At 69.4% G+C, this 20,915-nt stretch carries 25 protein-coding genes and 1 tRNA gene; 14 read left to right on the forward strand and 12 right to left on the reverse strand.

Annotated elements, in window-relative coordinates:
• Nucleotides 1-175 precede the first annotated feature (175 nt).
• The 3 genes from H7I87_RS16690 to sp36 are packed head-to-tail and all read right to left on the reverse strand — an operon-like array spanning nucleotide 176 to nucleotide 1,614.
• Nucleotides 176-979: an MBL fold metallo-hydrolase gene (locus tag H7I87_RS16690; RefSeq protein WP_019732951.1), complete on the reverse strand. Its 804-nt coding sequence runs from the start codon at nucleotides 977-979 to the stop codon at nucleotides 176-178.
• Nucleotides 976-1,452 (reverse strand): RidA family protein, encoded by a 477-nt coding sequence (locus H7I87_RS16695; protein WP_003873301.1) that lies wholly within the window; start codon nucleotides 1,450-1,452, stop codon nucleotides 976-978. Before H7I87_RS16695 ends, H7I87_RS16690 begins: the two co-directional genes overlap by 4 nt.
• Nucleotides 1,453-1,614, reverse strand: coding sequence for a Sp36 family protein (gene sp36 / locus H7I87_RS16700; RefSeq protein ID WP_003873302.1), 162 nt, complete (start codon nucleotides 1,612-1,614; stop codon nucleotides 1,453-1,455).
• A 67-nt stretch (nucleotides 1,615-1,681) separates the two neighbouring features.
• Here sp36 and bagA point away from each other — a divergent pair, with 67 nt between their 5' ends.
• Nucleotides 1,682-2,704, forward strand: coding sequence for an ATPase BagA (bagA, locus tag H7I87_RS16705; protein ID WP_003873303.1), 1,023 nt, complete (start codon nucleotides 1,682-1,684; stop codon nucleotides 2,702-2,704).
• The gene (gene bagB / locus H7I87_RS16710; protein WP_009974691.1) at nucleotides 2,701-3,843 is read left to right on the forward strand and encodes an ATPase BagB; all 1,143 of its coding nucleotides are present in this window, start codon (nucleotides 2,701-2,703) and stop codon (nucleotides 3,841-3,843) included. The genes bagA and bagB overlap by 4 nt, the downstream gene beginning before the upstream one ends.
• A gap of 62 nt (nucleotides 3,844-3,905) precedes the next feature.
• Here bagB and H7I87_RS16715 read toward each other — a convergent pair whose 3' ends face one another.
• Nucleotides 3,906-4,256 (reverse strand): WhiB family transcriptional regulator, encoded by a 351-nt coding sequence (locus H7I87_RS16715; RefSeq protein WP_009974690.1) that lies wholly within the window; start codon nucleotides 4,254-4,256, stop codon nucleotides 3,906-3,908.
• Nucleotides 4,257-4,619: 363 nt separating this feature from the next.
• On the opposite strand from H7I87_RS16715, the gene ponA2 reads away from it, so the two are divergent.
• The 4 genes from ponA2 (at nucleotide 4,620) to H7I87_RS16735 (ending at nucleotide 9,355) form a co-directional block, all read left to right on the forward strand.
• Nucleotides 4,620-7,049: a transglycosylase/D,D-transpeptidase PonA2 gene (gene ponA2 / locus H7I87_RS16720; protein ID WP_010948847.1), complete on the forward strand. Its 2,430-nt coding sequence runs from the start codon at nucleotides 4,620-4,622 to the stop codon at nucleotides 7,047-7,049.
• A gap of 57 nt (nucleotides 7,050-7,106) precedes the next feature.
• Nucleotides 7,107-8,120 (forward strand): metallophosphoesterase, encoded by a 1,014-nt coding sequence (locus H7I87_RS16725; protein ID WP_011723561.1) that lies wholly within the window; start codon nucleotides 7,107-7,109, stop codon nucleotides 8,118-8,120.
• On the forward strand, nucleotides 8,117-9,220 hold the full coding sequence (cds1, locus tag H7I87_RS16730; protein ID WP_023861989.1) for an L-cysteine desulfhydrase Cds1: 1,104 nt from the start codon (nucleotides 8,117-8,119) through the stop codon (nucleotides 9,218-9,220). Before H7I87_RS16725 ends, cds1 begins: the two co-directional genes overlap by 4 nt.
• Before the next feature lie 61 nt (nucleotides 9,221-9,281).
• A tRNA-Pro gene (locus H7I87_RS16735) sits at nucleotides 9,282-9,355 on the forward strand.
• 17 nt (nucleotides 9,356-9,372) lie between these two features.
• Here the strand turns inward: H7I87_RS16735 and H7I87_RS16740 are convergent.
• A complete protein-coding gene (locus H7I87_RS16740) occupies nucleotides 9,373-9,951 on the reverse strand; it encodes a TIGR03086 family metal-binding protein (RefSeq protein ID WP_224111801.1) in 579 nt (192 codons plus the stop codon).
• A gap of 235 nt (nucleotides 9,952-10,186) precedes the next feature.
• Between H7I87_RS16740 and H7I87_RS16745 the strand changes: the two genes are divergently transcribed.
• Entirely contained in the window at nucleotides 10,187-10,876 is a 690-nt protein-coding gene (locus H7I87_RS16745) for a GAF and ANTAR domain-containing protein (RefSeq protein ID WP_009974685.1), read from the forward strand.
• A gap of 49 nt (nucleotides 10,877-10,925) precedes the next feature.
• On the opposite strand, the gene H7I87_RS16750 is transcribed toward H7I87_RS16745, so the two are convergent.
• The 3 genes from H7I87_RS16750 to H7I87_RS16760 all read right to left on the reverse strand — a co-directional run bounded on the left by H7I87_RS16750 (nucleotide 10,926) and on the right by H7I87_RS16760 (nucleotide 12,364).
• Nucleotides 10,926-11,519 (reverse strand): restriction endonuclease, encoded by a 594-nt coding sequence (locus tag H7I87_RS16750; RefSeq protein ID WP_023861991.1) that lies wholly within the window; start codon nucleotides 11,517-11,519, stop codon nucleotides 10,926-10,928.
• A 102-nt stretch (nucleotides 11,520-11,621) separates the two neighbouring features.
• A complete protein-coding gene (locus H7I87_RS16755; protein WP_003873314.1) occupies nucleotides 11,622-11,924 on the reverse strand; it encodes a DUF4193 domain-containing protein in 303 nt (100 codons plus the stop codon).
• Nucleotides 11,925-12,046: 122 nt separating this feature from the next.
• Complete coding sequence (locus H7I87_RS16760; RefSeq protein ID WP_023861992.1) at nucleotides 12,047-12,364, reverse strand: hypothetical protein; 318 nt, start codon at nucleotides 12,362-12,364, stop codon at nucleotides 12,047-12,049.
• 144 nt (nucleotides 12,365-12,508) lie between these two features.
• On the opposite strand from H7I87_RS16760, the gene H7I87_RS16765 reads away from it, so the two are divergent.
• A complete protein-coding gene (locus tag H7I87_RS16765) occupies nucleotides 12,509-13,219 on the forward strand; it encodes an HAD family hydrolase (RefSeq protein ID WP_023861993.1) in 711 nt (236 codons plus the stop codon).
• A gap of 10 nt (nucleotides 13,220-13,229) precedes the next feature.
• Here the strand turns inward: H7I87_RS16765 and H7I87_RS16770 are convergent, their stop codons facing one another.
• Nucleotides 13,230-13,751 carry a DUF6328 family protein gene (locus H7I87_RS16770; protein ID WP_003877049.1) on the reverse strand — a complete coding sequence of 174 codons (522 nt, stop codon included), beginning with the start codon at nucleotides 13,749-13,751 and terminating at the stop codon, nucleotides 13,230-13,232.
• A 33-nt stretch (nucleotides 13,752-13,784) separates the two neighbouring features.
• Nucleotides 13,785-14,126 carry an STAS domain-containing protein gene (locus H7I87_RS16775; RefSeq protein WP_003877048.1) on the reverse strand — a complete coding sequence of 114 codons (342 nt, stop codon included), beginning with the start codon at nucleotides 14,124-14,126 and terminating at the stop codon, nucleotides 13,785-13,787.
• A gap of 197 nt (nucleotides 14,127-14,323) precedes the next feature.
• Here H7I87_RS16775 and H7I87_RS16780 point away from each other — a divergent pair, with 197 nt between their 5' ends.
• From H7I87_RS16780 to H7I87_RS16805, 6 genes are read left to right on the forward strand one after another with little or no spacing between them, the layout of a single operon-like run.
• Complete coding sequence (locus H7I87_RS16780; RefSeq protein ID WP_003873319.1) at nucleotides 14,324-15,226, forward strand: STAS domain-containing protein; 903 nt, start codon at nucleotides 14,324-14,326, stop codon at nucleotides 15,224-15,226.
• A 22-nt stretch (nucleotides 15,227-15,248) separates the two neighbouring features.
• The gene (locus H7I87_RS16785) at nucleotides 15,249-15,638 is read left to right on the forward strand and encodes an STAS domain-containing protein (protein ID WP_003873320.1); all 390 of its coding nucleotides are present in this window, start codon (nucleotides 15,249-15,251) and stop codon (nucleotides 15,636-15,638) included.
• Nucleotides 15,628-16,038 (forward strand): anti-sigma regulatory factor, encoded by a 411-nt coding sequence (locus H7I87_RS16790; RefSeq protein WP_003877046.1) that lies wholly within the window; start codon nucleotides 15,628-15,630, stop codon nucleotides 16,036-16,038. Before H7I87_RS16785 ends, H7I87_RS16790 begins: the two co-directional genes overlap by 11 nt.
• Before the next feature lie 46 nt (nucleotides 16,039-16,084).
• Complete coding sequence (locus H7I87_RS16795; RefSeq protein ID WP_009974681.1) at nucleotides 16,085-16,657, forward strand: SpoIIE family protein phosphatase; 573 nt, start codon at nucleotides 16,085-16,087, stop codon at nucleotides 16,655-16,657.
• The gene (locus H7I87_RS16800; protein ID WP_023861994.1) at nucleotides 16,654-18,864 is read left to right on the forward strand and encodes a SpoIIE family protein phosphatase; all 2,211 of its coding nucleotides are present in this window, start codon (nucleotides 16,654-16,656) and stop codon (nucleotides 18,862-18,864) included. The genes H7I87_RS16795 and H7I87_RS16800 overlap by 4 nt, the downstream gene beginning before the upstream one ends.
• Nucleotides 18,865-18,906: 42 nt before the next feature.
• Complete coding sequence (locus tag H7I87_RS16805) at nucleotides 18,907-19,938, forward strand: iron-containing redox enzyme family protein (RefSeq protein WP_019733209.1); 1,032 nt, start codon at nucleotides 18,907-18,909, stop codon at nucleotides 19,936-19,938.
• Here H7I87_RS16805 and H7I87_RS16810 read toward each other — a convergent pair.
• The gene (locus tag H7I87_RS16810) at nucleotides 19,874-20,119 is read right to left on the reverse strand and encodes a CDGSH iron-sulfur domain-containing protein (RefSeq protein ID WP_076220910.1); all 246 of its coding nucleotides are present in this window, start codon (nucleotides 20,117-20,119) and stop codon (nucleotides 19,874-19,876) included. The genes H7I87_RS16805 and H7I87_RS16810 overlap by 65 nt on opposite strands.
• On the reverse strand, nucleotides 20,116-20,805 hold the full coding sequence (locus H7I87_RS16815; RefSeq protein ID WP_033719159.1) for a HemK2/MTQ2 family protein methyltransferase: 690 nt from the start codon (nucleotides 20,803-20,805) through the stop codon (nucleotides 20,116-20,118). The genes H7I87_RS16810 and H7I87_RS16815 overlap by 4 nt, the downstream gene beginning before the upstream one ends.
• Nucleotides 20,806-20,915: the final 110 nt, after the last annotated feature.

The raw sequence follows: 20,915 nt of genomic DNA on the forward strand, positions 1-20,915 counted from the left end.
CGGGCGCGCTAAGCGCCCGGACCGTTTAGCTTCGCCACATCAGCCTCAGCTGCACCGCCCCGTCACCCATCAGGTGACTTCGAAATCCGCTAGCGGCGGCGCTAGCGGAACTCTGACGCACTCCGTCCCTCTGGAGCCGGGACCCATGGGGCCGGAGTGACTCACGCCAAGGCGGTTACGCCGATGGCTCCGAGCGCAGGTGATTCAACTGCACCTGCACCGACCACTCGGCGGCGTCCCACAGCTTCTCATCGACATCGACGTAGACGTGTTCGACGATCCGGCGGGCGCTGACGTCCTCGCCCAGCTCCCGCACCGCCGATCGCACCTGGTCCAGCCGCTCCCGCCGGTGTTCCAGGTAGCCCTGCGCGACGCTTTCCAGGTCGGTCAGGTCCGGGCCGTGGCCGGGCAGCACCGCCCGCCGGCCCAGGCCGCGCAGCCGCCGCAGCGATTCCAGGTAGTCCGTCAGGCTGCCGTCCTCCTTGTCGAGGACGGTGGTGCCGCGGCCCAGCACGGTGTCGGCGGTCAGCACGGCGTCGTCGAGCAGGAAGCACAGCGAATCGGCGGTGTGCCCGGGCGTGGCCATCACCTTGATCCTCAGCCCGGCCGCGTCGATCACCTCGCCGTCGGTGAGCTCACCGCCCAGGCCGCGCAGAAAGCCGCTGCCCGCCGAGCGCACGGTGGCGCCGGTGCGCTCGACCAGCTTGTCGATGCCGTCGGTGTGGTCGCCGTGCCGGTGGCTGATCAGCACCAGCGCGATGCGGCCCAGCGCGGCGATCCGCGCGATGTGCTCGTCGTCGTCCGGCCCGGGGTCCACGATCACCAGCTCGTCGCTGCCCGGCCCGCGCAACACCCAGGTGTTGGTGCCCTCCAGCGTCAGCAAACCGGGATTGTCGGCCAGCAGCACCGAGGCCGTGTCGGTGACCGCCCGCAACCTGCCGTATGCGGGATGGGTCGGCGACTCGGCAACCTCGGTCACGGCCGCGCGCCGACCTCCACGATCAGCTCCACTTCCACCGGCGCATCCAGCGGCAGCTCACCGACCCCGACCGCCGAGCGCGCATGCGCGCCGTGTTCGCCGAACACCTCGGCGAGCAGGTCAGAGGCGCCGTTGACGACGCTGGGCTGGCCGTTGAACCCGGGTGCGGAGGCGACGAACCCGACGACTTTGACCACCCGGGTCACCGCGTCGATGCCCACCAGCGCGTCGACCGCGGCCAGCGCGTTGAGCGCGCAGATCCGCGCCAGCGCGCGGCCCTCGTCCGGGCTGATGTGGGCGCCCACCTTGCCGGTGGCGGCCAGCTTGCCGTCCTGCATCGGCAGCTGGCCGGCGGTGTAGACCAGGTTGCCGGTGCGCACCGCGGGGACGTAGGAGGCCAGCGGCGCAACCACTTCCGGCAGCGTCAGACCGAGCTCGGCGAGCCGGGCCTTCCAGGACGGTGCAGCGCTCATCTACTTGGGGCGCTTGAGGTAGGCGACGTGCTGCTCGCCGGTGGGGCCGGGCAGCACGGACACCAGCTCCCAGCCGTCGGCACCCCACTGGTCGAGGATCTGCTTGGTGGCGTGCGTCAGCAGTGGGACGGTGGCGTATTCCCATGCGGTCGGTTGGCTCATCCCGCGAGCTTATCGGTGGCAGGTGAACCGCTCCGGCCAGGCCAATGCCCGGTCGGGCTAGCATGCGATGGTGGCAACCACATCGAGCGGCGGAGCTGCCGTCGGCTGGCCGGCGCGCTTGACCAAGGCCCGCTTGCATTTCGTGACGGGCAAGGGCGGTACCGGCAAATCGACCATCGCGGCCGCGCTGGCGCTGACGCTGGCAGCCGGGGGCCGCAAGGTGCTGCTCGTGGAAGTCGAAGGCCGCCAAGGCATTGCGCAGCTCTTTGATGTTCCGCCGCTGCCCTACCAAGAGGTGAAGATCGCGACCGCCGAGCGGGGCGGCCAGGTCAACGCGCTGGCCATCGACATCGAGGCCGCGTTCCTGGAATACCTCGACATGTTCTACAACCTGGGCATCGCGGGCCGGGCCATGCGCCGCATCGGCGCCATCGAGTTCGCCACCACGATCGCGCCCGGCCTGCGCGACGTGCTGCTCACCGGCAAGATCAAAGAGACGGTGATCCGCGTCGACAAGAACCGGCTGCCGGTGTACGACGCGATCGTCGTCGACGCCCCGCCGACCGGGCGGATCGCCCGCTTCCTCGACGTCACCAAGGCGGTGTCCGATCTGGCCAAGGGCGGTCCGGTGCACTCGCAGGCCGACGGCGTGGTCAGGCTGTTGCACTCCGAGCAGACGGCTATCCACCTGGTCACCCTGCTGGAGGCGCTGCCCGTGCAGGAGACGTTGGAAGCCATTGAGGAACTCGCCGAGATGCAGCTGCCCATCGGCAGCGTGATCGTCAACCGCAACATTCCCGCCTACCTGCAGCCCGCCGATCTTGCGAAGGCCGCCGAGGGCGACATCGACGCCGACGCGGTGCGGGCTGGGCTGCAAAAAGCCGGAATCACGTTGGACGACAAAGACTTCGCCGGCCTGCTGACGGAGACCATCGAGCATGCGACGGTGATCGCCACCCGCGCCGAGATCGCACAGCAGCTCGACGCGTTGCACGTGGCCCGACTGGAACTCCCGGCGATCTCCGACGGCGTCGACCTGGGCAGCCTCTACGAGCTATCGGAATCGCTTGCCCAGCAAGGAGTTCGATGAGTACCACACCCAAACAGCTTGATATGGCGGCTATCCTGGCCGACACCACCAACCGGGTGGTGGTGTGCTGCGGCGCGGGTGGGGTGGGTAAGACCACCACCGCGGCCGCCATCGCGCTGCGCGCCGCCGAATACGGGCGCAATGTCTGCGTTTTGACGATCGACCCGGCCAAGCGGCTGGCCCAGGCGTTGGGCGTGAACGACCTCGGCAACACGCCGCAACGAGTGCCGCTGGCCGCCGAGGTTCCCGGCGAGCTGCACGCGATGATGCTCGACATGCGGCGCACCTTCGACGAGATGGTGGTCCAGTACTCCGGACCCGGTCGCGCACAAGCGATTCTGGACAACCAGTTCTATCAGACCGTCGCCAGCTCACTCGCCGGCACGCAGGAGTACATGGCGATGGAGAAGCTGGGGCAGCTGCTGGCCGAGGATCGCTGGGATCTGGTGGTGGTGGACACGCCGCCGTCGCGCAACGCGCTGGACTTCCTGGACGCCCCGAAACGGCTGGGCAGCTTCATGGACAGCCGGCTGTGGCGGCTGCTGCTGGCGCCGGGCCGCGGAATCGGCCGATTGGTCACCGGCGCAATGGGTTTGGCGATGAAGGCGATGTCGACGATCCTGGGCTCACAGATGCTCGCCGACGCCGCGGCGTTCGTGCAGTCGCTGGACGCCACCTTCGGTGGCTTCCGGGAAAAGGCCGACCGCACCTACGCGCTGCTGAAACGGCGGGGCACCCAGTTCGTGGTGGTGTCGGCGGCCGAGCCCGACGCGCTGCGCGAGGCGTCCTTCTTCGTCGACCGGCTGTCCCAGGAAGGGATGCCGCTGGCCGGGCTGGTGCTCAACCGCACCCATCCGCCGCTGTGCTCGCTGCCCGCGGAGCGGGCGATCGACGGCACCGAGATGCTCGAGCACGACGGCGACCCCGAAACCACCTCGCTGGCCGCGGCCGTGCTGAGGATTCACGCCGATCGGGCGCAGACCGCCAAGCGGGAAATCCGATTGCTGTCCCGCTTCACCGGCGCCAACCCGCACGTGCCGGTGATCGGCGTTCCCTCACTGCCGTTTGATGTTTCGGACTTGGAAGCGCTGCGCGCGCTGGCCGACCAGATCACGTCGAACCGGGCAACCGCCCGCTGAACGGCCCGGGATCGGGCGTAACAGTACCGTAATCACGAACAGCGGGCGGTCGGCGGCGCCGGTCACCCGGCGCTGCGGTTTCTCCTCTTGTCGAAGAAGTCCGCCCAGGACACCACCTCGGGGTGCTGCTTGAGCAGCGCGCGGCGCTGCCGCTCGGTCATGCCGCCCCAGACCCCGAACTCGACCCGGTTGTCCAGCGCGTCCGCCCCGCATTCCTGCATGACGGGGCAGTGCCGGCAGATCACTGCGGCCTTGCGTTGGGCGGCACCGCGCACAAACAGTTCATCCGGATCGGTGGTCCGGCACAGTGCCTTCGAGACCCAGGCGATGCGCTCCTCGGCATCGACACTGCGAAGTACCCCTTGAGCGGCTGCAATGTTTGTCCTACGCGCCGCCGGCCGTGTTGGTGACACGAACTGTTCCCTTCCCTACCGGTCGCCCGTCGCGACCGCCCTCCTGGGGTGCAGATCCAACCCTTGCGATCTACGCCACACTGTGTGCTTCGGTGTTACCTGAATCTCACCGTGTGTCTAAGTTAGGTGGTCAGCTGCCAATTGCGCAACAGTCCGATAACGCTTTTTTTGGGACGGGCGTCCCGTCTCGCTCCGAAGGATAGGCGAAGAAGTGATCTCGCACACCATGTTCGATCCGGATCGCTGACGCAACTGCAAATTTTCGTGCTGCTCAGCGCCCGCGCCGCCGGCCCCCCGATCGGCCCGATTAATCGGTGAACTTGCAGCGTGGCGGCGTGACTGCGGGCCGCTACTGTAGTAGCCATGTCAGACCGCCCCCCGGCCGCGCTCACGGTTTTGAAGCTCGCGGGGTTCTGTTTGTTGGCCAGTGTGGTGGCCACCGCGCTGCTGTTTCCCGTCGCCGGCGGAATAGGACTGGTGTCCAACCGCGCCTCGGAAGTGGTCGCCAACGGCTCGGCGCAGCTGCTCGAGGGCGAGGTGCCGGCGGTGTCGACGATGGTCGACGCCAAGGGCAACACCATCGCCTGGCTGTATTCGCAGCGCCGCTTCGAGGTGCCCAGCGACAAGATCGCCAACACGATGAAGCTGGCGATCGTGTCCATCGAGGACAAGCGGTTCGCCGACCACAACGGGGTGGACTGGAAAGGCACCCTGACCGGGTTGGCCGGCTACGCCCGCGGCGACGTCGACACCCGCGGCGGGTCCACCATCGAGCAGCAGTACATCAAGAACTACCAGCTGCTGGTGACCGCAAAGACCGACGCCGAGAAGCGGGCGGCGGTGGAGACCACCCCGGCCCGCAAGCTGCGCGAGATCCGGATGGCGCTGACCCTGGACAAGACCTTCACCAAGCCCGAGATCCTGACCCGGTACCTGAACCTGGTGTCGTTCGGCAACAACTCGTTCGGCGTGCAGGACGCCGCCCAGACCTACTTCGGCATCAACGCCTCCGACCTGAACTGGCAGCAGGCGGCGCTGCTGGCAGGCATGGTGCAGTCGACCAGCGCGCTCAACCCCTACACCAACCCCGAAGGCGCGCTGGCCCGCCGAAACCTGGTGCTGGACACCATGATCGAGAACATCCCGCAGGAGGCCGACGCGCTGCGCGCCGCCAAGGCCGCGCCGCTGGGCATCCTGCCGCAGCCCAACGAGCTGCCCCGCGGCTGCATCGCGGCCGGTGACCGGGCGTACTTCTGCGACTACGTGCAGGAGTACCTCTCGCGCGCCGGGATCAGCAAGGAGCAGGTCGCCCGGGGCGGCTATCTGATCAAGACGACGCTGGACCCCGACGTGCAGATCCCGGTCAAGGCGGCTATCGACAAGTTCGCCAGCCCGACGCTGCCCGGCATCTCGAGCGTGATGAGCGTGATCCAGCCCGGCAAGACGTCGCACAAGGTGATGGCGATGGCCAGCAACCGCACCTACGGCCTGGACGTCGACGCCGGGCAGACCATGCGCCCGCAGCCGTTCTCGCTGGTCGGCGACGGCGCGGGATCGGTGTTCAAGATCTTCACCACGGCCGCGGCGCTGGACATGGGCATGGGCATCAACGCCACGCTGGAGGTGCCGGGCCGGTTCCAGGCCAAGGGCATGGGAAGCGGCGGCGCCAAGGGCTGCCCGAAGGACACCTGGTGCGTGGTCAACGCCGGCAACTACAAGGGCTCGATGAACGTCACCGAGGCGCTGGCCACCTCGCCCAACACCGCGTTCGCCAAACTGATCCAGCAGGTCGGGGTGACGCGCACGGTGGACATGGCGATCAAGCTGGGGTTGCGCTCCTACGCCGACCCCGGCACCGCCCGCGACTACAACCCGGACAGCAACGAGAGCCTGGCCGACTTCGTCAAACGCCAGAACATCGGCTCGTTCACGCTGGGCCCGATCGAGGTGAACGCGCTGGAGCTGTCCAACGTCGCGGCCACGCTGGCCTCCGGCGGCACCTGGTGCCCGCCCAATCCGATCGACAAGCTGATCGACCGCAAGGGCAACGAGGTGGCGGTGACCACCGAGACCTGCGATCAGGTGGTGCCCGAGGGCCTGGCCAACACCATGGCCAACGCGATGAGCAAGGACGCGGTGGGCGGCGGCACGGCGGCCGGTTCGGCCGGCGCGGCGGGTTGGGACCTGCCCATGTCCGGCAAGACGGGCACCACCGAAGCCCACCGGTCGTCGGGCTTCGTCGGCTTCACCAACCACTACGCGGCGGCCAACTACATCTACGACGACTCGCCGAATCCGACGGATCTGTGTTCGGCCCCGCTGCGCCACTGCGGCGAGGGCGACCTGTACGGCGGTAACGAGCCGGCCCGCACCTGGTTCACCGCGATGAAGCCGATCGCCACCAATTTCGGTCCGGTGCAGTTGCCGCCCACCGATCCCCGCTACGTGGACGGCGCGCCGGGGTCGCGGGTGCCCAGCGTGGCGGGCCTGGACATCGACGCGGCGCGGCAGCGCATCAAGGAGGCGGGTTTCCAGGTCGCCGACCAGAACAACTTCGTCAACAGCAGCGCCAAGCAGGGCGAGGTGGTCGGCACGACACCGAGCGGCGCGACGATTCCCGGGTCGATCATCACCATCCAGGTCAGCAACGGCATCCCGCCGGCCCCGCCGCCACCGCCGGAGGGCGCGCCCCCGCCGGTCGGTTCGCAGGTGGTCGAGATTCCGGGGCTGCCGCCGATCACCATTCCGCTGCTGGCGCCGCCGCCGCCGGCGCCCGGGCAACCGCCGCCGTAACGGGCCGTGACGCGCGGGTTACGCGGCCAGTCGGCGACCGGCAGTAGGCTGCGATTCATGGCTGATGCTCACGTCTCGATTGCCCGGCGCCGCTCCGGGCCGCCTCGCGGCCGGCGCCGAGCCCTGCCCATCCTGTTGCGTACCGGCGCGGCGGCGCTCGGTTCGACGGTCGCCGGCCTGGGGTACGCCGCGATCATCGAGCGCAACGCGTTCGTGCTGCGCGAGATCACCATGCCCGTGTTGAGTCCGGGCTCCACACCGCTGCGGGTGCTGCATATCAGCGACCTGCACATGACGCCCGGCCAGCGCCGCAAGCAGGCGTGGCTGCGCGAGTTGGCCGGCTGGGAACCGGATCTGGTGGTCAACACCGGCGACAACCTGGCCCACCCGAAGGCCGTGCCGGCCGTCATCCAGGCGCTGGGGGATCTGCTGTCGCGGCCGGGCGTCTTCGTGTTCGGCAGCAACGACTACTTCGGCCCGCACCTGAAGAACCCGCTGAACTACGTGACCAACCCGTCGCACCGGGTCCGCGGCGAGCCGCTGCCCTGGCAGGACCTGCGGGCCGCGTTCACCGAGCGCGGCTGGCTCGACCTCACCCACACCCGGCGCGAGTTCGAGGTGGCGGGCCTGCACGTCGCGGCCGCGGGCGTGGACGACCCGCACATCGACCGGGACCGCTACGACACCATCGCGGGGCCGGCCAGCCCGGCGGCCAACCTGCGGCTGGGGCTGACGCATTCGCCGGAGCCGCGGGTGCTGGACCGGTTCGCCGCCGACGGCTACCAACTGGTGATGGCCGGGCACACCCACGGCGGCCAGGTGTGCCTGCCGTTCTACGGGGCGCTGGTGACCAACTGCGGGCTGGACCGCTCGCGCGCGAAGGGGCCGTCCCGCTGGGGCGCGCACATGCAGCTGCACGTCTCCGCGGGCATGGGCACCTCGCCGTACGCGCCGGTGCGGTTCTGCTGCCGGCCGGAGGCCACCCTGCTGACGCTGATCGCCACCCCGATGGGCGACCGCGACGCGGTCAGCGACCTGAGCCGTTCGCAGCCAACAGCTTCGGTGCGGTGACGCGGACCCGGATCGCGGTCCGCAACCTGCCACGCGATTGGACGGACAACGCGATCCGGCTGATCCAGGCCGATGCGCGGCGCAGCGCCGACACCCATCTGCTGCGCTACCCGCTGCCGTCGGCCTGGGCCGGCGACGCCGACGTCGCGCTGTACCTCAAGGACGAGACGACGCACGTCACCGGCAGCCTCAAGCACCGGCTGGCGCGCTCGCTGTTCCTGTACGCGCTGTGCAACGGCTGGATCGGCGAGGGCACCACGGTGGTCGAGGCGTCGTCGGGGTCGACGGCGGTGTCCGAGGCCTACTTCGCGGCCCTGCTGGGGCTGCCGTTCGTCGCCGTGATGCCGGAGTCGACCAGCGCGGCCAAGGTGGCGCTGATCGAATCACAAGGCGGCCGTTGCCATTTCGTCGCGGATTCCAGCCAGGTGTACGCCGAGGCCGAGCGGGTGGCCCGGCAGACCGGCGGGCACTACCTGGACCAGTTCACCAACGCCGAGCGGGCCACCGACTGGCGCGGCAACAACAACATCGCCGAGTCGATCTTCGAGCAGATGCGCGACGAGAAACACCCCGTGCCGGCCTGGATCGTGGTCGGCGCGGGCACCGGCGGGACGAGCGCGACCATCGGCCGCTACATCCGCTACCGGCGGCACGCCACCCGGCTGTGCGTCGTCGACCCGGAGCACTCGGCGTTCTTCGCGGCCTACGCCGAAGGCCGGGACGACGTGGTGGCGTCCCGGTCGTCGCGGATCGAGGGCATCGGCCGGCCGCGGGTCGAGCCGTCGTTTCTGCCCGGCGTGGTCGACCGCATGGTCGCCGTGCCGGACGCGGCCTCCGTCGCCGCCGCCCGCCACGTCAGCGCCGTGCTGGGCCGGCGGGTGGGGCCCTCGACGGGCACCAACGTGTGGGGGGCGTTCGGCCTGCTGGCCGAGCTGGTGTCGCAGGGCCGCGGCGGTTCGGTGGTCACGCTGCTTGCCGACAGCGGCGACCGGTACGCCGACACCTACTTCGACGACGAGTGGGTGGCGGCGCAGGGGCTGGATCCGACCGGACCGGCCGCGGCGCTGGCCGAATTCGAGCGCAGTTGCGCGTGGCAGTGACCCGGCACACCGCGGTTTGGCCAGCCGCCAGCCCGGTGCGATAGGCTGTCGGAGCTTCAAGCGGGGTGTGGCGCAGCTTGGTAGCGCGCTTCGTTCGGGACGAAGAGGCCGTGGGTTCAAATCCCGCCACCCCGACTCGTGTGATTCAAGGGTCAGCTGGGCGGTTCGACCGACCGTCCGAGGAAGGCCATCAGCTGGGCGGTCGCCGAGGAATTCTCCGGCGCGGGTTGGGCCGGCCCGAAAGCCCCCGGCCGGCGCAGCATCTCCTCCGGCAGCGACTCGACGAGGCCCTGGCACAGCGCGAGCAGGTCAGGCGGCAGCTCGACTTGTCGGCCGAGGCAGCGGTGGATGTCCCAGCTGTGCAGGGCCAGGTCGCACACCGGAAAGATCAGCGCCCGGCGCAGCGGGACCTCACCCTGCGGGGACGTCCGCGGCGCGTCGAGGTCGGCCGTCGGCAGGGCGGCGCGCAGTCGGTCCGCCAGCTCACGCAGATATCGCACCGGATCGTCACGCAGCCACTCCGACGGCCGGGATGGGCCCTGCCAGATCTGTTCGCCCGCCACGAGCGCGACGATCTTGGCCGCGCTCCCGGTCGCATGCCCCACCAGATCACGCACGCTCCACCCCGCGAGGTTGGACGGGCGCTCCCAACTCGCCGGCGGAACCTGCCGCACGGAGTCGATGAGCACACCGATTGCCTTGTCGGCCATCAGATCAATGCGTTCGGTCATGAGGCGCAGCGTAGGCGCCGGCACCGACAGCATCGCCGCGAATCGCGCTGCGGGTATCCCCCGCAAACTCCCGAAACCCTGGCGATATAGTGGATCTCACCGTAATGCTGAGCAAACAGCATTGACATTCGTCGCCGTCAAACACTGCACGTGATTGCCTCGCGGGACCGCAGGCTGCTCAAAACGGCACGGGTATTGCCTGCCACCGGTCTCGAACTCATGAGGGCGACACTCAGTGACCAATTTTGACGATCTCACCCTGCTGAACGACGTTCTGCGCGCCATCTACTCGGCGGACACCGCGGATTTTCCGCAGGTGCTCGACGACCTGACCGCCGCGTCGGCCCGGTGGGTGCCGGGCGCCCAGGAGGCCGGGATCACGGTGACGAGCCGGCAGAACGAGGTCAGCACGCCCTCGGTCACCGACGATTGCGCCCGGCTGCTCGACGAGTTCCAGCAACGGTATCTGGAAGGGCCCTGCCTGCATGCCGCCTGGACCCGCAAGGTCGTGGTGGTCGACGACCTGCGGACCGACTCACGCTGGCCCAAGTACCAGGCCGACGCCCTGGCGCGCACCCCGATCCGCAGCATCCTGTCGCTGCCTATGTACGCCGGTGAGCTGAGCATGGGGGCGCTGAACTTCTACGCCGAACGCCCGCACGCCTTCTCGGACGACTCCCGCCGGATGGCCGCCCTGTTCGCCACGCTGGGCTCGCTGGCGTGGAGCAACGTGGTGCGAACCCAGCAGTTCAAGGAGGCGCTGAGCACCCGCGACATGATCGGACAGGCCAAGGGCATCCTGATGGAACGCTACGAGCTCGACGACGAAACCGCGTTCAACACGCTGATCAAACTCTCGCAGAGCATGAACACCCCGCTGCGCGACATCGCCCGCCGCGTCATCGACGACACCACCCAACGATGAGGCGGCCCGGGTGCCGGAAAGTGCGTAAGTCTTTGGGGCGCAACGGCGTTCACGACACCCGCGGACCCCGGAACCGGATGGGTGCGACCCGCGTCCAGCTGCGCAGCTGGGTCCGCCCCACCAGCCGGCAGCGGTGGGTGATCGCCAACCGGCGGGCCGCCTTGGTGAACGTCTGATTGGTCACCACCACCGTGCGGTCGCAGCCGTGCTGGCGTGCCCCGGCGACGACCTGTTGCACGGCGGCCACCCCGACGGCCTTCGCCAGCCTTTTGCATTGGACCGCCATGCGGACGCCGTCCTTCTTGGCGATGAGGTCCACCCCGTAGTCGCCCGTGCCCGCCGTCGGCGTGACGACGTAGCCGGCGACGCGCAGCTGGGCCGCGACGAAGTCCTCGAACTCCCTGCCGGACATCCGGTCGATGGCACGCAACCCCGCGCGGGCGTGTTTGACGTCACGGCGGCGGTGGGCGTCGGCCCGCAACCGGTCCCGCTGCAGGGAAAGCCACCACAGCGCGCCGACCGCCGCGGCCAGGCCGGCCAGCCCGGCCGCACAACCCGCGGGCAGGCTGCCGGTGGTGTGTTGGGTGAAATACCAAGGCACGCCCAGCCCCAACAGGAGCAGCGCCCCGAGTGCCTTGTCCATGACCCCTCAACGTCTACGCGGCCGGCTTTGCCCGAAAACGTAGCGCAACCGTGTGACAAATCGGCGCAGCCGCCCGGGGCGGGGACGGCGGGCCGCCGCGCGTTACGCGCAATCGGCGCAGACCGGCAGCCCTGCGGCGGAGCGCCGCAACCGGCTGCGGTGCTGCACCAAAAAGCAACTCGAGCAGGTGAACTCGTCGGCGCGTTGCGGGATCACGGTCACCGACAGCTCTTCGCCGGACAAATCGGCGCCGGGGAGTTCGAAGAAGTGGACGTCGTCGGGGTCGTCGTCGACGACGGTGGTGCCGGCCCCGTGCAGGGCGGGTGCCAGCTCGCGCAGCGAGGACTTGTCCGGGGTGTCGTTGTCGGATACGCGGCGTGCGTCGTAGTCAGTGGTGGTCGCCATCGGAGTTCCTTCCTGCTCGGAACGGGTTGACGCACTTTCGCTGTCCTCACCCGTGGCGCAGGCAGTACCCCGTCCGCGCACGCCTTACACCGATTCAGCGCAGAAATTTCACCCGGCGCCGCTCAGCTGCTGGGCGGCGGTGGCGGCCGGTCGGAATGCGCGGCGTGCCAGCGCAGTTCGGCGTCGCGCACCTTGCGGTGGGTGCGCAGCAGCCAGCCCGCGCTCACCGCGCCCACCACCGCGGCCACGATCAGGGCGATGGCGCCGCCGGTCAGGTGTCCGGCCGCCACGGCGAACACGCCGACTGTTATTGCGACGACCGCCACCGCCGAACCGGCCAATCCGGGCACATTGGCGCCGTAGGTGAAGGTTTCGCCGGCGTGCTGGCGGAAGGTGCGCGCGTGATCGACTGGGTCGCTGTTGCGGTGGTCCAACGTCATTCCTCGTCGAGAATCATTGTGTGCCAGCGATATTCGCGTGGCACAGCGGTACTCGGGGCATCAGGGCGGATCTCCGCAGTGCGTACCCGCCGTCCGGGGAGCTAAACGCCGGCGTGTCAGCCGCGCCCGTGCCGGGTATGCCGGGTGCATGACACCGCGGAGCCTGCGCTGAGCGCCGGGGCGGGTGCGCCCGCCGTCCTGTTCGACGTGGACGGAAGCCTGGTGGACTCCAACTACCTGCACGTGCACACCTGGCAGCGCGCGTTCGACGACGAGGACATCGCCGTCGCGTCCTGGCAAATCCACCGCTGCATCGGCATGGACGGCAGCACGCTGGTGCGGACGCTGTCCGGCGACGCGCCCGACGACGTCGGGGAGCGGCTGCGCGACAAGCACCGCCGCTATTACCGGGAGCTGACGCCGCTGCTCAAGCCGCTACCGGGGGCGCGGGCCCTGCTGCGCCGGGTCGCCGACCTGGGACTGCAGGTGGTGCTGGCCAGCTCGGCGCCCGAGGACGAACTGGAGATCCTGCGCAAGGTGCTCGACTGCGACGACGTCATCGCCGCGACCACGTCGTCCCGCGATGTCGACACCGCCAAACCCGAGCCGGGCATCGTGCGGGTCGCCCTGGACCGCGCCGGGGTGCGCGCCGAGGAAGCCGTGTTCGTCGGCGACGCCGTCTGGGACGCGCACGCCGCGCGGGGCGCCGGGCTGGCGTGCATCGGGCTGTGCAGCGGCGGCATCGCCCGCGACGAGCTGCGGGCGGCCGGCGCCGACCCGGTCTTCGCCGACCCGCAGGACCTGCTCGATCACCTGGAGTCCACCCGGATCGCCGCGCTGGCGCGCGGCGGCTGAGCCCCCGCCGTCACATGCCGCGGGTGCGCAGCAGCAGCGGCAGCACGAACCAGAACAGCACGAACAGCGGCAGCGCACACGCCCCGGCGACCAGGCCCACGTTCCGCCCGGCCACCGCGGCGAAGATGATGGTGGTCACGCCGATCAGCGCCAGGCCGAGCGCGCCCAGCCCGGCGTAGGCGCATCGGTGCGCCGCCGAGACCAGCACCTGCAGCCGGTGGCGGCGGAACAGGATCCGGTGCATGGCCACCGGCGCGATCAGCAACACGGTCGCGCACACCGAGAACACCACGGTGGCCAGGTAGGCGACCCGCATCGGCGGGCCCAGCACGTCGAAACGCTGCTGGAACGGCAGCGTCAGCAAAAAGCCGGTCAGCAGCTGCACCCCGGTCTGGACCACCCGCAGCTCCTGCAGCAGGCTGTTCCAATTGCGGTCCAGCCGTTGCACTTCGGTCTCGCCGCGTTCGCGGCGGTCCCACCGCTGGTCTTCCTGCGGATCGTCGACGTCTCCGCCAGACACGTTGTCAGCCAACCGAATCCATAGCAGCCAACCGACGCCGGGGGGTCAGCCGTTGAGTTTGCCGTCCCGCACCGCCGTCAACGCGTCGTCGAGCGTCGGATACAGCGGGAAGGTCTTGTCCAGGCCGGTCAAGTGGATCGGCCTGCGGGTGGCCGGGCCGCGGGCGACCACGCCGAACCCGGTTTCCTTGCCCAGCTTCTCGTAGGTGGCGGCCAGGATCTTCAGCCCGACCGAGCCCAGGAACTCCACCGCGGACAGGTCGATGACCAGCGCCGGGGGGCTGTCCGCGACGACCGCGCCGATGGCCTGTTCCAGGGCCGGAGCCGTGACCAAATCGATTTCTCCGCTGACGCTGACCACGGAAACCCCGTCGTGGTCCTCAACCAACGTGGTAATCGAATCAGGAGCTGACAATGGCAATCCTTTGTCCCGGGACCGTGGCGTGGTTCAACCCTAGCCTGGATTGGCGAACTGCGAGAAGAATATGCCCTCTACACGTGCCCCGCGACAAGCCAGGCTAGTCTCGCAAAAGGCAACTGCGCACCGCGGGGCGCGACTCGGCTCGGAAGGCCTTGGGAGGCCATATGTCAGATTCGCCGTCGGATTTCAACAGTACCGGCACCGCAGCGCAGACCGTCGGTATCTCCAGCGAGGGGCTGCTCCCGCAGCTGGTTCAACACCTGCGGCAGAATCGGACCATCCTGCGCGAGGAGTGGGCCCGCCGCATCACCGAGGCCGAGTTGCTCACCGCGATGACGCCCGAGGAGCTCTTCTCCGAGGCGACGGCCGTCTACGACAACTACGTCGAGGTGCTCGAGACCGGTAGCGTCGAGGCGCTGCAGGCCTACGCGCGCGACCTGTCCGAACGCATCATCCCGCGGGGCGTGGAGACCGACGAGGTGGTCGGGATCGTGCTGCTGCTGCGCGACGTGCTGGCCCGCTCGCTGTTCGAGAAGTACCAGACCGAGTTCGAGATGCTGAACCGGGTGCTCGACGCCTACGAGCCGGCGGCCAACCGGATCGCCAACACCGTGGCCGTGTCCTTCGTGCAGGAACGCGAGCGCATCATCCGCCAGCAGCAGGAGGCGATCCGCGAGCTGTCCACGCCGGTGCTGCAGGTGCGCGAGCAGCTGCTGATTCTGCCGATCATCGGCGTGCTGGATTCGCAGCGCGCCCGCCAGGTCACCGAACAGCTGTTGCGGGCCATCCGCGCCAACCGGGCCAAGGTGGTGGTCATCGACATCACCGGTGTGCCGACGATCGACTCCACGGTGGCCAACCACCTGGTGCAGACGGTGGACGCATCGGGGCTGATGGGCGCCAGCGTGATCATCACCGGCCTGTCCTCGGAGATCGCGCTGACGCTGGTGACGATCGGTCTGGATCTGTCCAAGATGAACGCCGTCGGTGACCTGCAGGGCGGCATCGAGGAGGCCGAGCGGCTCCTGGGCTACGAGGTGACTCGTACCGGCGAGCAAACCGGGTGACGGTTAGGAACCCGAGCGCCCCATGCCCGTACCGATCCTGAAACAGGGTGCGATCCTCATCGCCTCGGTGCAGGCGGCGCTGTCCGACTCCGACGCCGAACGGCTGCGCTATGACCTGATGGAGCGGGTCAGCCGGTTCCGCGCGCAGGGCATCATCGTCGACGTCACCGCCATCGACGTGATGGATTCGTTCGCGGCCCGGTCGCTGCGCACCATCGCGCACATGACCCGGCTGCGCGGCGCGGACACGGTGATCGTCGGGCTGCAGCCCGAGGTCGCCTTCGCGATGGTCCAGCTGGGCCTGGCCTTCGACGACATGAACACCGCGCTGGACCTGGAAGAGGGCATCGCGCTACTGAATCGCCAACTGGCGCAACGGAAACCGACGATCGGGCGCGACGGTGGCGGCTGATATCGTCGTCGCCATCGACAACCCGGACGACATCGTCGAAGCCCGCAAAGCCGGACACCAGCTCGCACTTGACTTAGGATTCTCCCTGACCGACGTCACGATGATCGCCACGGCGATCTCCGAAATCGCCCGCAACATCACCAGTTACGCCGGCCGCGGCGCCGTCCGGGTCGCCGTCGCCGACCGGGAAGGCCGCAAGGCGCTGGTGGTGCGCGCCGAGGACGAGGGTCCCGGCATCGCCGACATCGAACGCGCGATGGAGGACGGCTACTCGACGGGCCGCGGGCTGGGCATGGGCCTGCCGGGCGCCCGCCGCCTGATGGACCGGCTGGTGGTCGAGTCCACCCTGGGCCAGGGAACGGTCATCGAAATGTGGAAATGGGTCCCCCCTCGTGCGTGACAGCGGCCGGTTCGGACCCATCGAATGGGCAAGGGCCGGAAGGCCTTTGCCCAGCGAATACACCTCAGGCGACCGCGGTATCGCCGTCGACATCGACGGCGAGGCGGCGCTGTTCGCACTGGTGGACGGTCTCGGTCACGGGCCGCCCGCGGCGGAAGCCGCGCTGCGCGCCGTCGACACGGTGACCGCCGCGGGCGCCGAACCCATCGAAGTCTTGATCCAGCTCTGCCATCGCGCGTTGGAAGGCACCCGGGGCGTGGCAATGACGTTGGCGCGGATCGACTTTGCGGCCAACACGCTGACCTGGGCCGGGGTCGGCAACGTCACCGCGCATCTGGTGGCCAAGGCGCCCACCGGCACCGAAGTCCGGTCCAGCGCACGCCTGGCCGGGGGCATCGTCGGCTACCGGATACCGGAAATCCGCCCAGCGCAAGTTGTTTCGATACGGCCCGGCGACCTGCTGGTGATGCGCACCGACGGGATCATCGACGACTACCTTGACCACATCGACTTCGCCGCCCCCGCCCTCGCCATCGCCGAAGGCCTGCTGGGCAAGGACGCCAAGGAGACCGACGACGCCATGGTGCTGGCCGCCCGGCACCGGGGAGCCTCGACATGAGTGATGACAACGACTTTCACGATCAGTACGCCCGTGCGCTGCGTGCCTATCTGGCGAGCCGCGACGAGGCCAGCCTGGCGGTCGGGCACGAGCTGGGCCGCCGCGCCCTGCAGGAGCAGATCAGCCTGCTCGAGATCATCGAGCAGCACGTCCGGCTGGTCTTCGAGATCTCGCAGGACGTGCGCATCGACGCGCCGATCGCGCTGGAGTTCCTGCTGCAGCTGCTGGTCCCGCTGGACGTCGCGACCCGGGGATTCATCGACGGCAACCGGCGCTATGCCGAGCAGCGGGCCCGCGCCGAGGGGCTGGCCGACCGCGACAAATTCCGCAACGCACTGGTGAATTCGTTGCAGGAAGGGTTCTTCGTCGCCGACCACGAGGGTTCGGTGATCGAGGTGAACAACGCCTTCATCGAGATCCTCGGGTTCCCCGCCGAGGGCCTGCCCTACCGGTGGCCGCACCCGTGGCTGGTCGACCCCAAGACCGCGAGCGAACAGATCGGCGTCGTGCTGCGTACCGGCAGCGCCGAGTACGAGACACCGATTCGCCATGCCGACGGGCATCTGGCCTGGGTGAAGGTGAGCATCAACGCGGTCAAGGATTCCGGCAGCGACCGCGACGCCTACGTCGGCACCATCCGCGACGTCACGGCCGAGCGCGCCTTCGCCGCCCGGGAGAGCGCGGTGCTGCGGCTGGCCACCGCGGTGGCGGTGGCCAAGAGCGTCGACGAGCTGCTGTCCATCACCCTCGACGAGTGCAGCACGGCCATCGACGTGCAGCGGGTGGTCGCGGTGTCCTGGCCCAGCGGCGACGGCGACCCGGCGGTCCAGGTGGCCGGCCGGCCGGCGGCGTCGTCGTGGCGCGAGCTGGATCCGTGGCTGCGCGACACCTTCGCCGAGGCGCGCCATCAGCTGCCGTTGACAGCGAAAACCGTTGATCACCCGGATAATCCGGGCAAATCACGGGGATTGGTCGCGGTGCTCTCCGGGGCCGGGGACCTGGCATTGTGGCTGGAGTTGCGCACCCCGCGCTGGGTCAGCGGGGAGGACCGGCTGCTGGTCACCGTGCTGATCGGGCACCTCAGCCTGGCACTGCAGCACGTCCGCCAGTTCGAGAACGCGCGCGAGACGTCGCTGACGTTGCAGCGCGCCATGCTGCCTCCGGTGCAGCCCCCACCCGGATTCGCGGTGCGCTACGAGCCCGCGGTGCCGCCGCTCGAGATCGGCGGCGACTGGTATGACGTGCTGCCGATCGGCGACCACCGGATCGGCATCGTCGTCGGCGACTGCGTCGGCCGCGGCCTGCCGGCGGCGGCGATCATGGGACAGCTGCGCAGTTCCGCGCGGGCGCTGCTGATCAACGGCGCCGAGCCCGCGGTGCTGCTCGATCAGCTCGACTCGGCGGCGTCGCTGATCCCGAATGCCTACTGCACCACCGTGTTTCTCGCGATCCTGGACACCGAGACGGGCGTGCTGCAGTACAGCAACGCCGGGCACATGCCGGCCGTGCTGGCCGGACCGGAGCCCGGGACGACGACCCTGTTGACCGACGCCGCCTCGGTGCCGCTGGCCGTGCGCCGCGAGGACCCCCGCCCCCAGGCCACCCGGTTGCTGCCACCCGGGTCGACCCTGATGCTGTTCACCGACGGGCTGGTGGAACGCAAGCACGAGCCGATCGACGACGGAATCGGCTGTGCGGCAGAGGTTTTGGCGCAGACGATGACGCTGCCCCTGGACACCGTCGCCGACGAGGTGCTGCGCGAGCTGGCCCCGGCCGCTGGCTACGACGACGACGTGGCGATGGTGATCTACCGGCATCAGCAGTCACCGTTGCGCATCGAAACCGCCGCCACCGCAGACCAATTGGTCCGCATCCGGCACCGACTGGCGGACTGGCTGGGCGCCGCCGGCATCACCGGCGAGTTGGCCGCCGACATCGTGCTGGTGGTCAACGAGGCCTGCACCAACTGCGTCGAGCACGCCTACCGGGGTTTCGTCGCCGGCACCATGGTGCTCGACGCCCGCCTGGGCGAGGGCGAAGTGCACACCCGCATCACCGATTACGGTTCGTGGAAGACGCCGGCGGCCAATCCGGTCAACAGCGGGCGGGGGTTGCCGCTGATGAAGGCGCTCAGCCAGGCCATGGAACTGCGGACCAGCGCCACCGGCACCGTCGCCGACATCACGTTCCGGCGGCCCGCCGAATGACCGGATTCGATTAACCGGCTTCCGAAACGGGTAGTCACCGGCGTGACCCGCACATCGATCCCGACGCAACCCGTCCTGCCGTCCGCGCACGGGCCGCTGTCGACGGCCGTCCGCTGCGCGCTGACCGGGCCCCCGTCCGTCGACCACCTGGCGCGCATCGGCGCGTCGGTGCGTGACTCCGACCCGTACGGGCTGGATCTGCAGCTGGCCCTGGCCATGTGCTACGAGCTGCACTACCGCGGCTTCACCGGCGTCGACCCCGCATGGGAGTGGAATCCGGCGCTGCTGGCGCTGCGCGCCGAGCTGGAACGGGTGTTTTTGGCCGGTGTGCGTCGCGACGTCGGACCCATCGACCCCGACCGGACGGCGGCCGACGAGATGGACGCGATCGCGGCCGAGCCCGTCGAGGGCACCGGCCCGTCGTATCACCTGCACGACCGCGGCAGCTGGCAGCAGATGTGCGAGTACTTCGTGCACCGCTCGCTGTATCACCTCAAGGAGGGCGATCCGCACGCCTGGGCCATCCCCCGGCTGACGGGCACCGCCAAGGCGGCGTTCGTGGCGGTCGAGTTCGACGAGTACGGCGCCGGCCAGGGCCCGCGCCTGCACCAGCAGCTGTTCGCCGATCTGCTGGCGGCCGCCGGCCTGGACACCACCTACTGGGGTTACATCGACGCGGTGCCCGCCGAGTCGCTGGCGGTGGTCAACCTCATGTCGCTGTTCGGGTTGCACCGCGCGCGGCGCGGCGCCGCGATCGGGCACTTCGCCGCCACCGAGATCACCTCCCCGCCGGGATCGGCGCGCATGGTGCGCGCCCTGCAACGCATGCAGGCGCCGCCGGCCTGCATCACGTTCTACAGCGAGCACGTGGAAGCGGATGCGGTGCACGAGCAGGTGGTGCGCCTCGATGTGGTCGGCGATCTGGTGGCGCGCGAACCGGAGCTGCAGCGCGACGTCGTCTTCGGGATCCGCGCGCACGCGGCGGTCGAGGACCGCCTGGCGGACACGATCATGGCGTCGTGGCAGCAGGGTCGGTCGTCGTTGCGGCGGCCGCTGGACCGGCCGAGTCCTTGAGCTGGCGGCATCGGCGATGGCTGGTGTCGCACAACGGATATCGGCGGCTGCGCCGGCAGGTGCAGATCGCCACCATGAAACGGTCCGACTCGACCACCTCGCCGCCGGGCGTCTCGATGCGCACCGGTCCCGAGACCAGCACCGGTCCGTTGGGCACCACCTGAACCCTGGTGGGGCTCATCGCTTTTCCGCCCGGATCACGATCAGCTCCTCTTCGCGGCGCCCGCGCGGGATCAGGCCGACGTCCTCCAGCCAGTGCGCCCGAGACAACATCACCGGACCGAACGGGATCCATTTGGAGGCAATGACTTTCGCATCCATTCCGGCCCACTTCAGGGAATCCAGCGACTGCTGCACACCGGCCAGCGCCGAGTGCACCAGCAGCAGCGATCCGCCGTCGCGCAACAGCTTCGGCGCCGACTCGCACAACGGATCCAGGACCAGCCGGCCGTCCCGGCCGGCGTTCCACGCCCACGACGGCCCGGTCACCGGGCCGAGCTCGTCCAGCACGGCGCCGGGCGGGGTGGGCACGTAGGGCGGATTGGACACCACGACGTCGAACGGCGCGCAATCCACCGCGGCGAGCCACGACCCCTCCCGGACGTCGACGTCCACCCCGGCCACCGCGGCGTTCTCCCGGGCGCACCGCACGGCGTGCGGGCATTTGTCGAACGCCGTGACGCTGGCGCAGCCCATCTCCGCCGCGGCGATCGCGACGAAGCCGCTGCCGGTGCACAGGTCCAGCACGCGCCGTCCCGGGATCAGACCGGTGCCGTGCATCACGTCCACCAGCAACCGGGAATCCTCTTGCGGCTGATAGACATTGTGGACGGGCAACACAGCGGGCTCGGGGTAGGTGGTTGTCACTGTTGGCCTTTCGAGAACCCTTACAAGGAGCGCCGCTGATCTCACGGCTTGGCGTGGATAATGCCCGCAAACCACCGCATTCAAACGGACCAGCCGAAAAGTGTTGACGG

It is taken from the genome of Mycobacterium timonense, from assembly GCF_025821985.1.
In the GTDB taxonomy this organism is placed as follows: Bacteria; Actinomycetota; Actinomycetes; order Mycobacteriales; family Mycobacteriaceae; genus Mycobacterium; species Mycobacterium avium.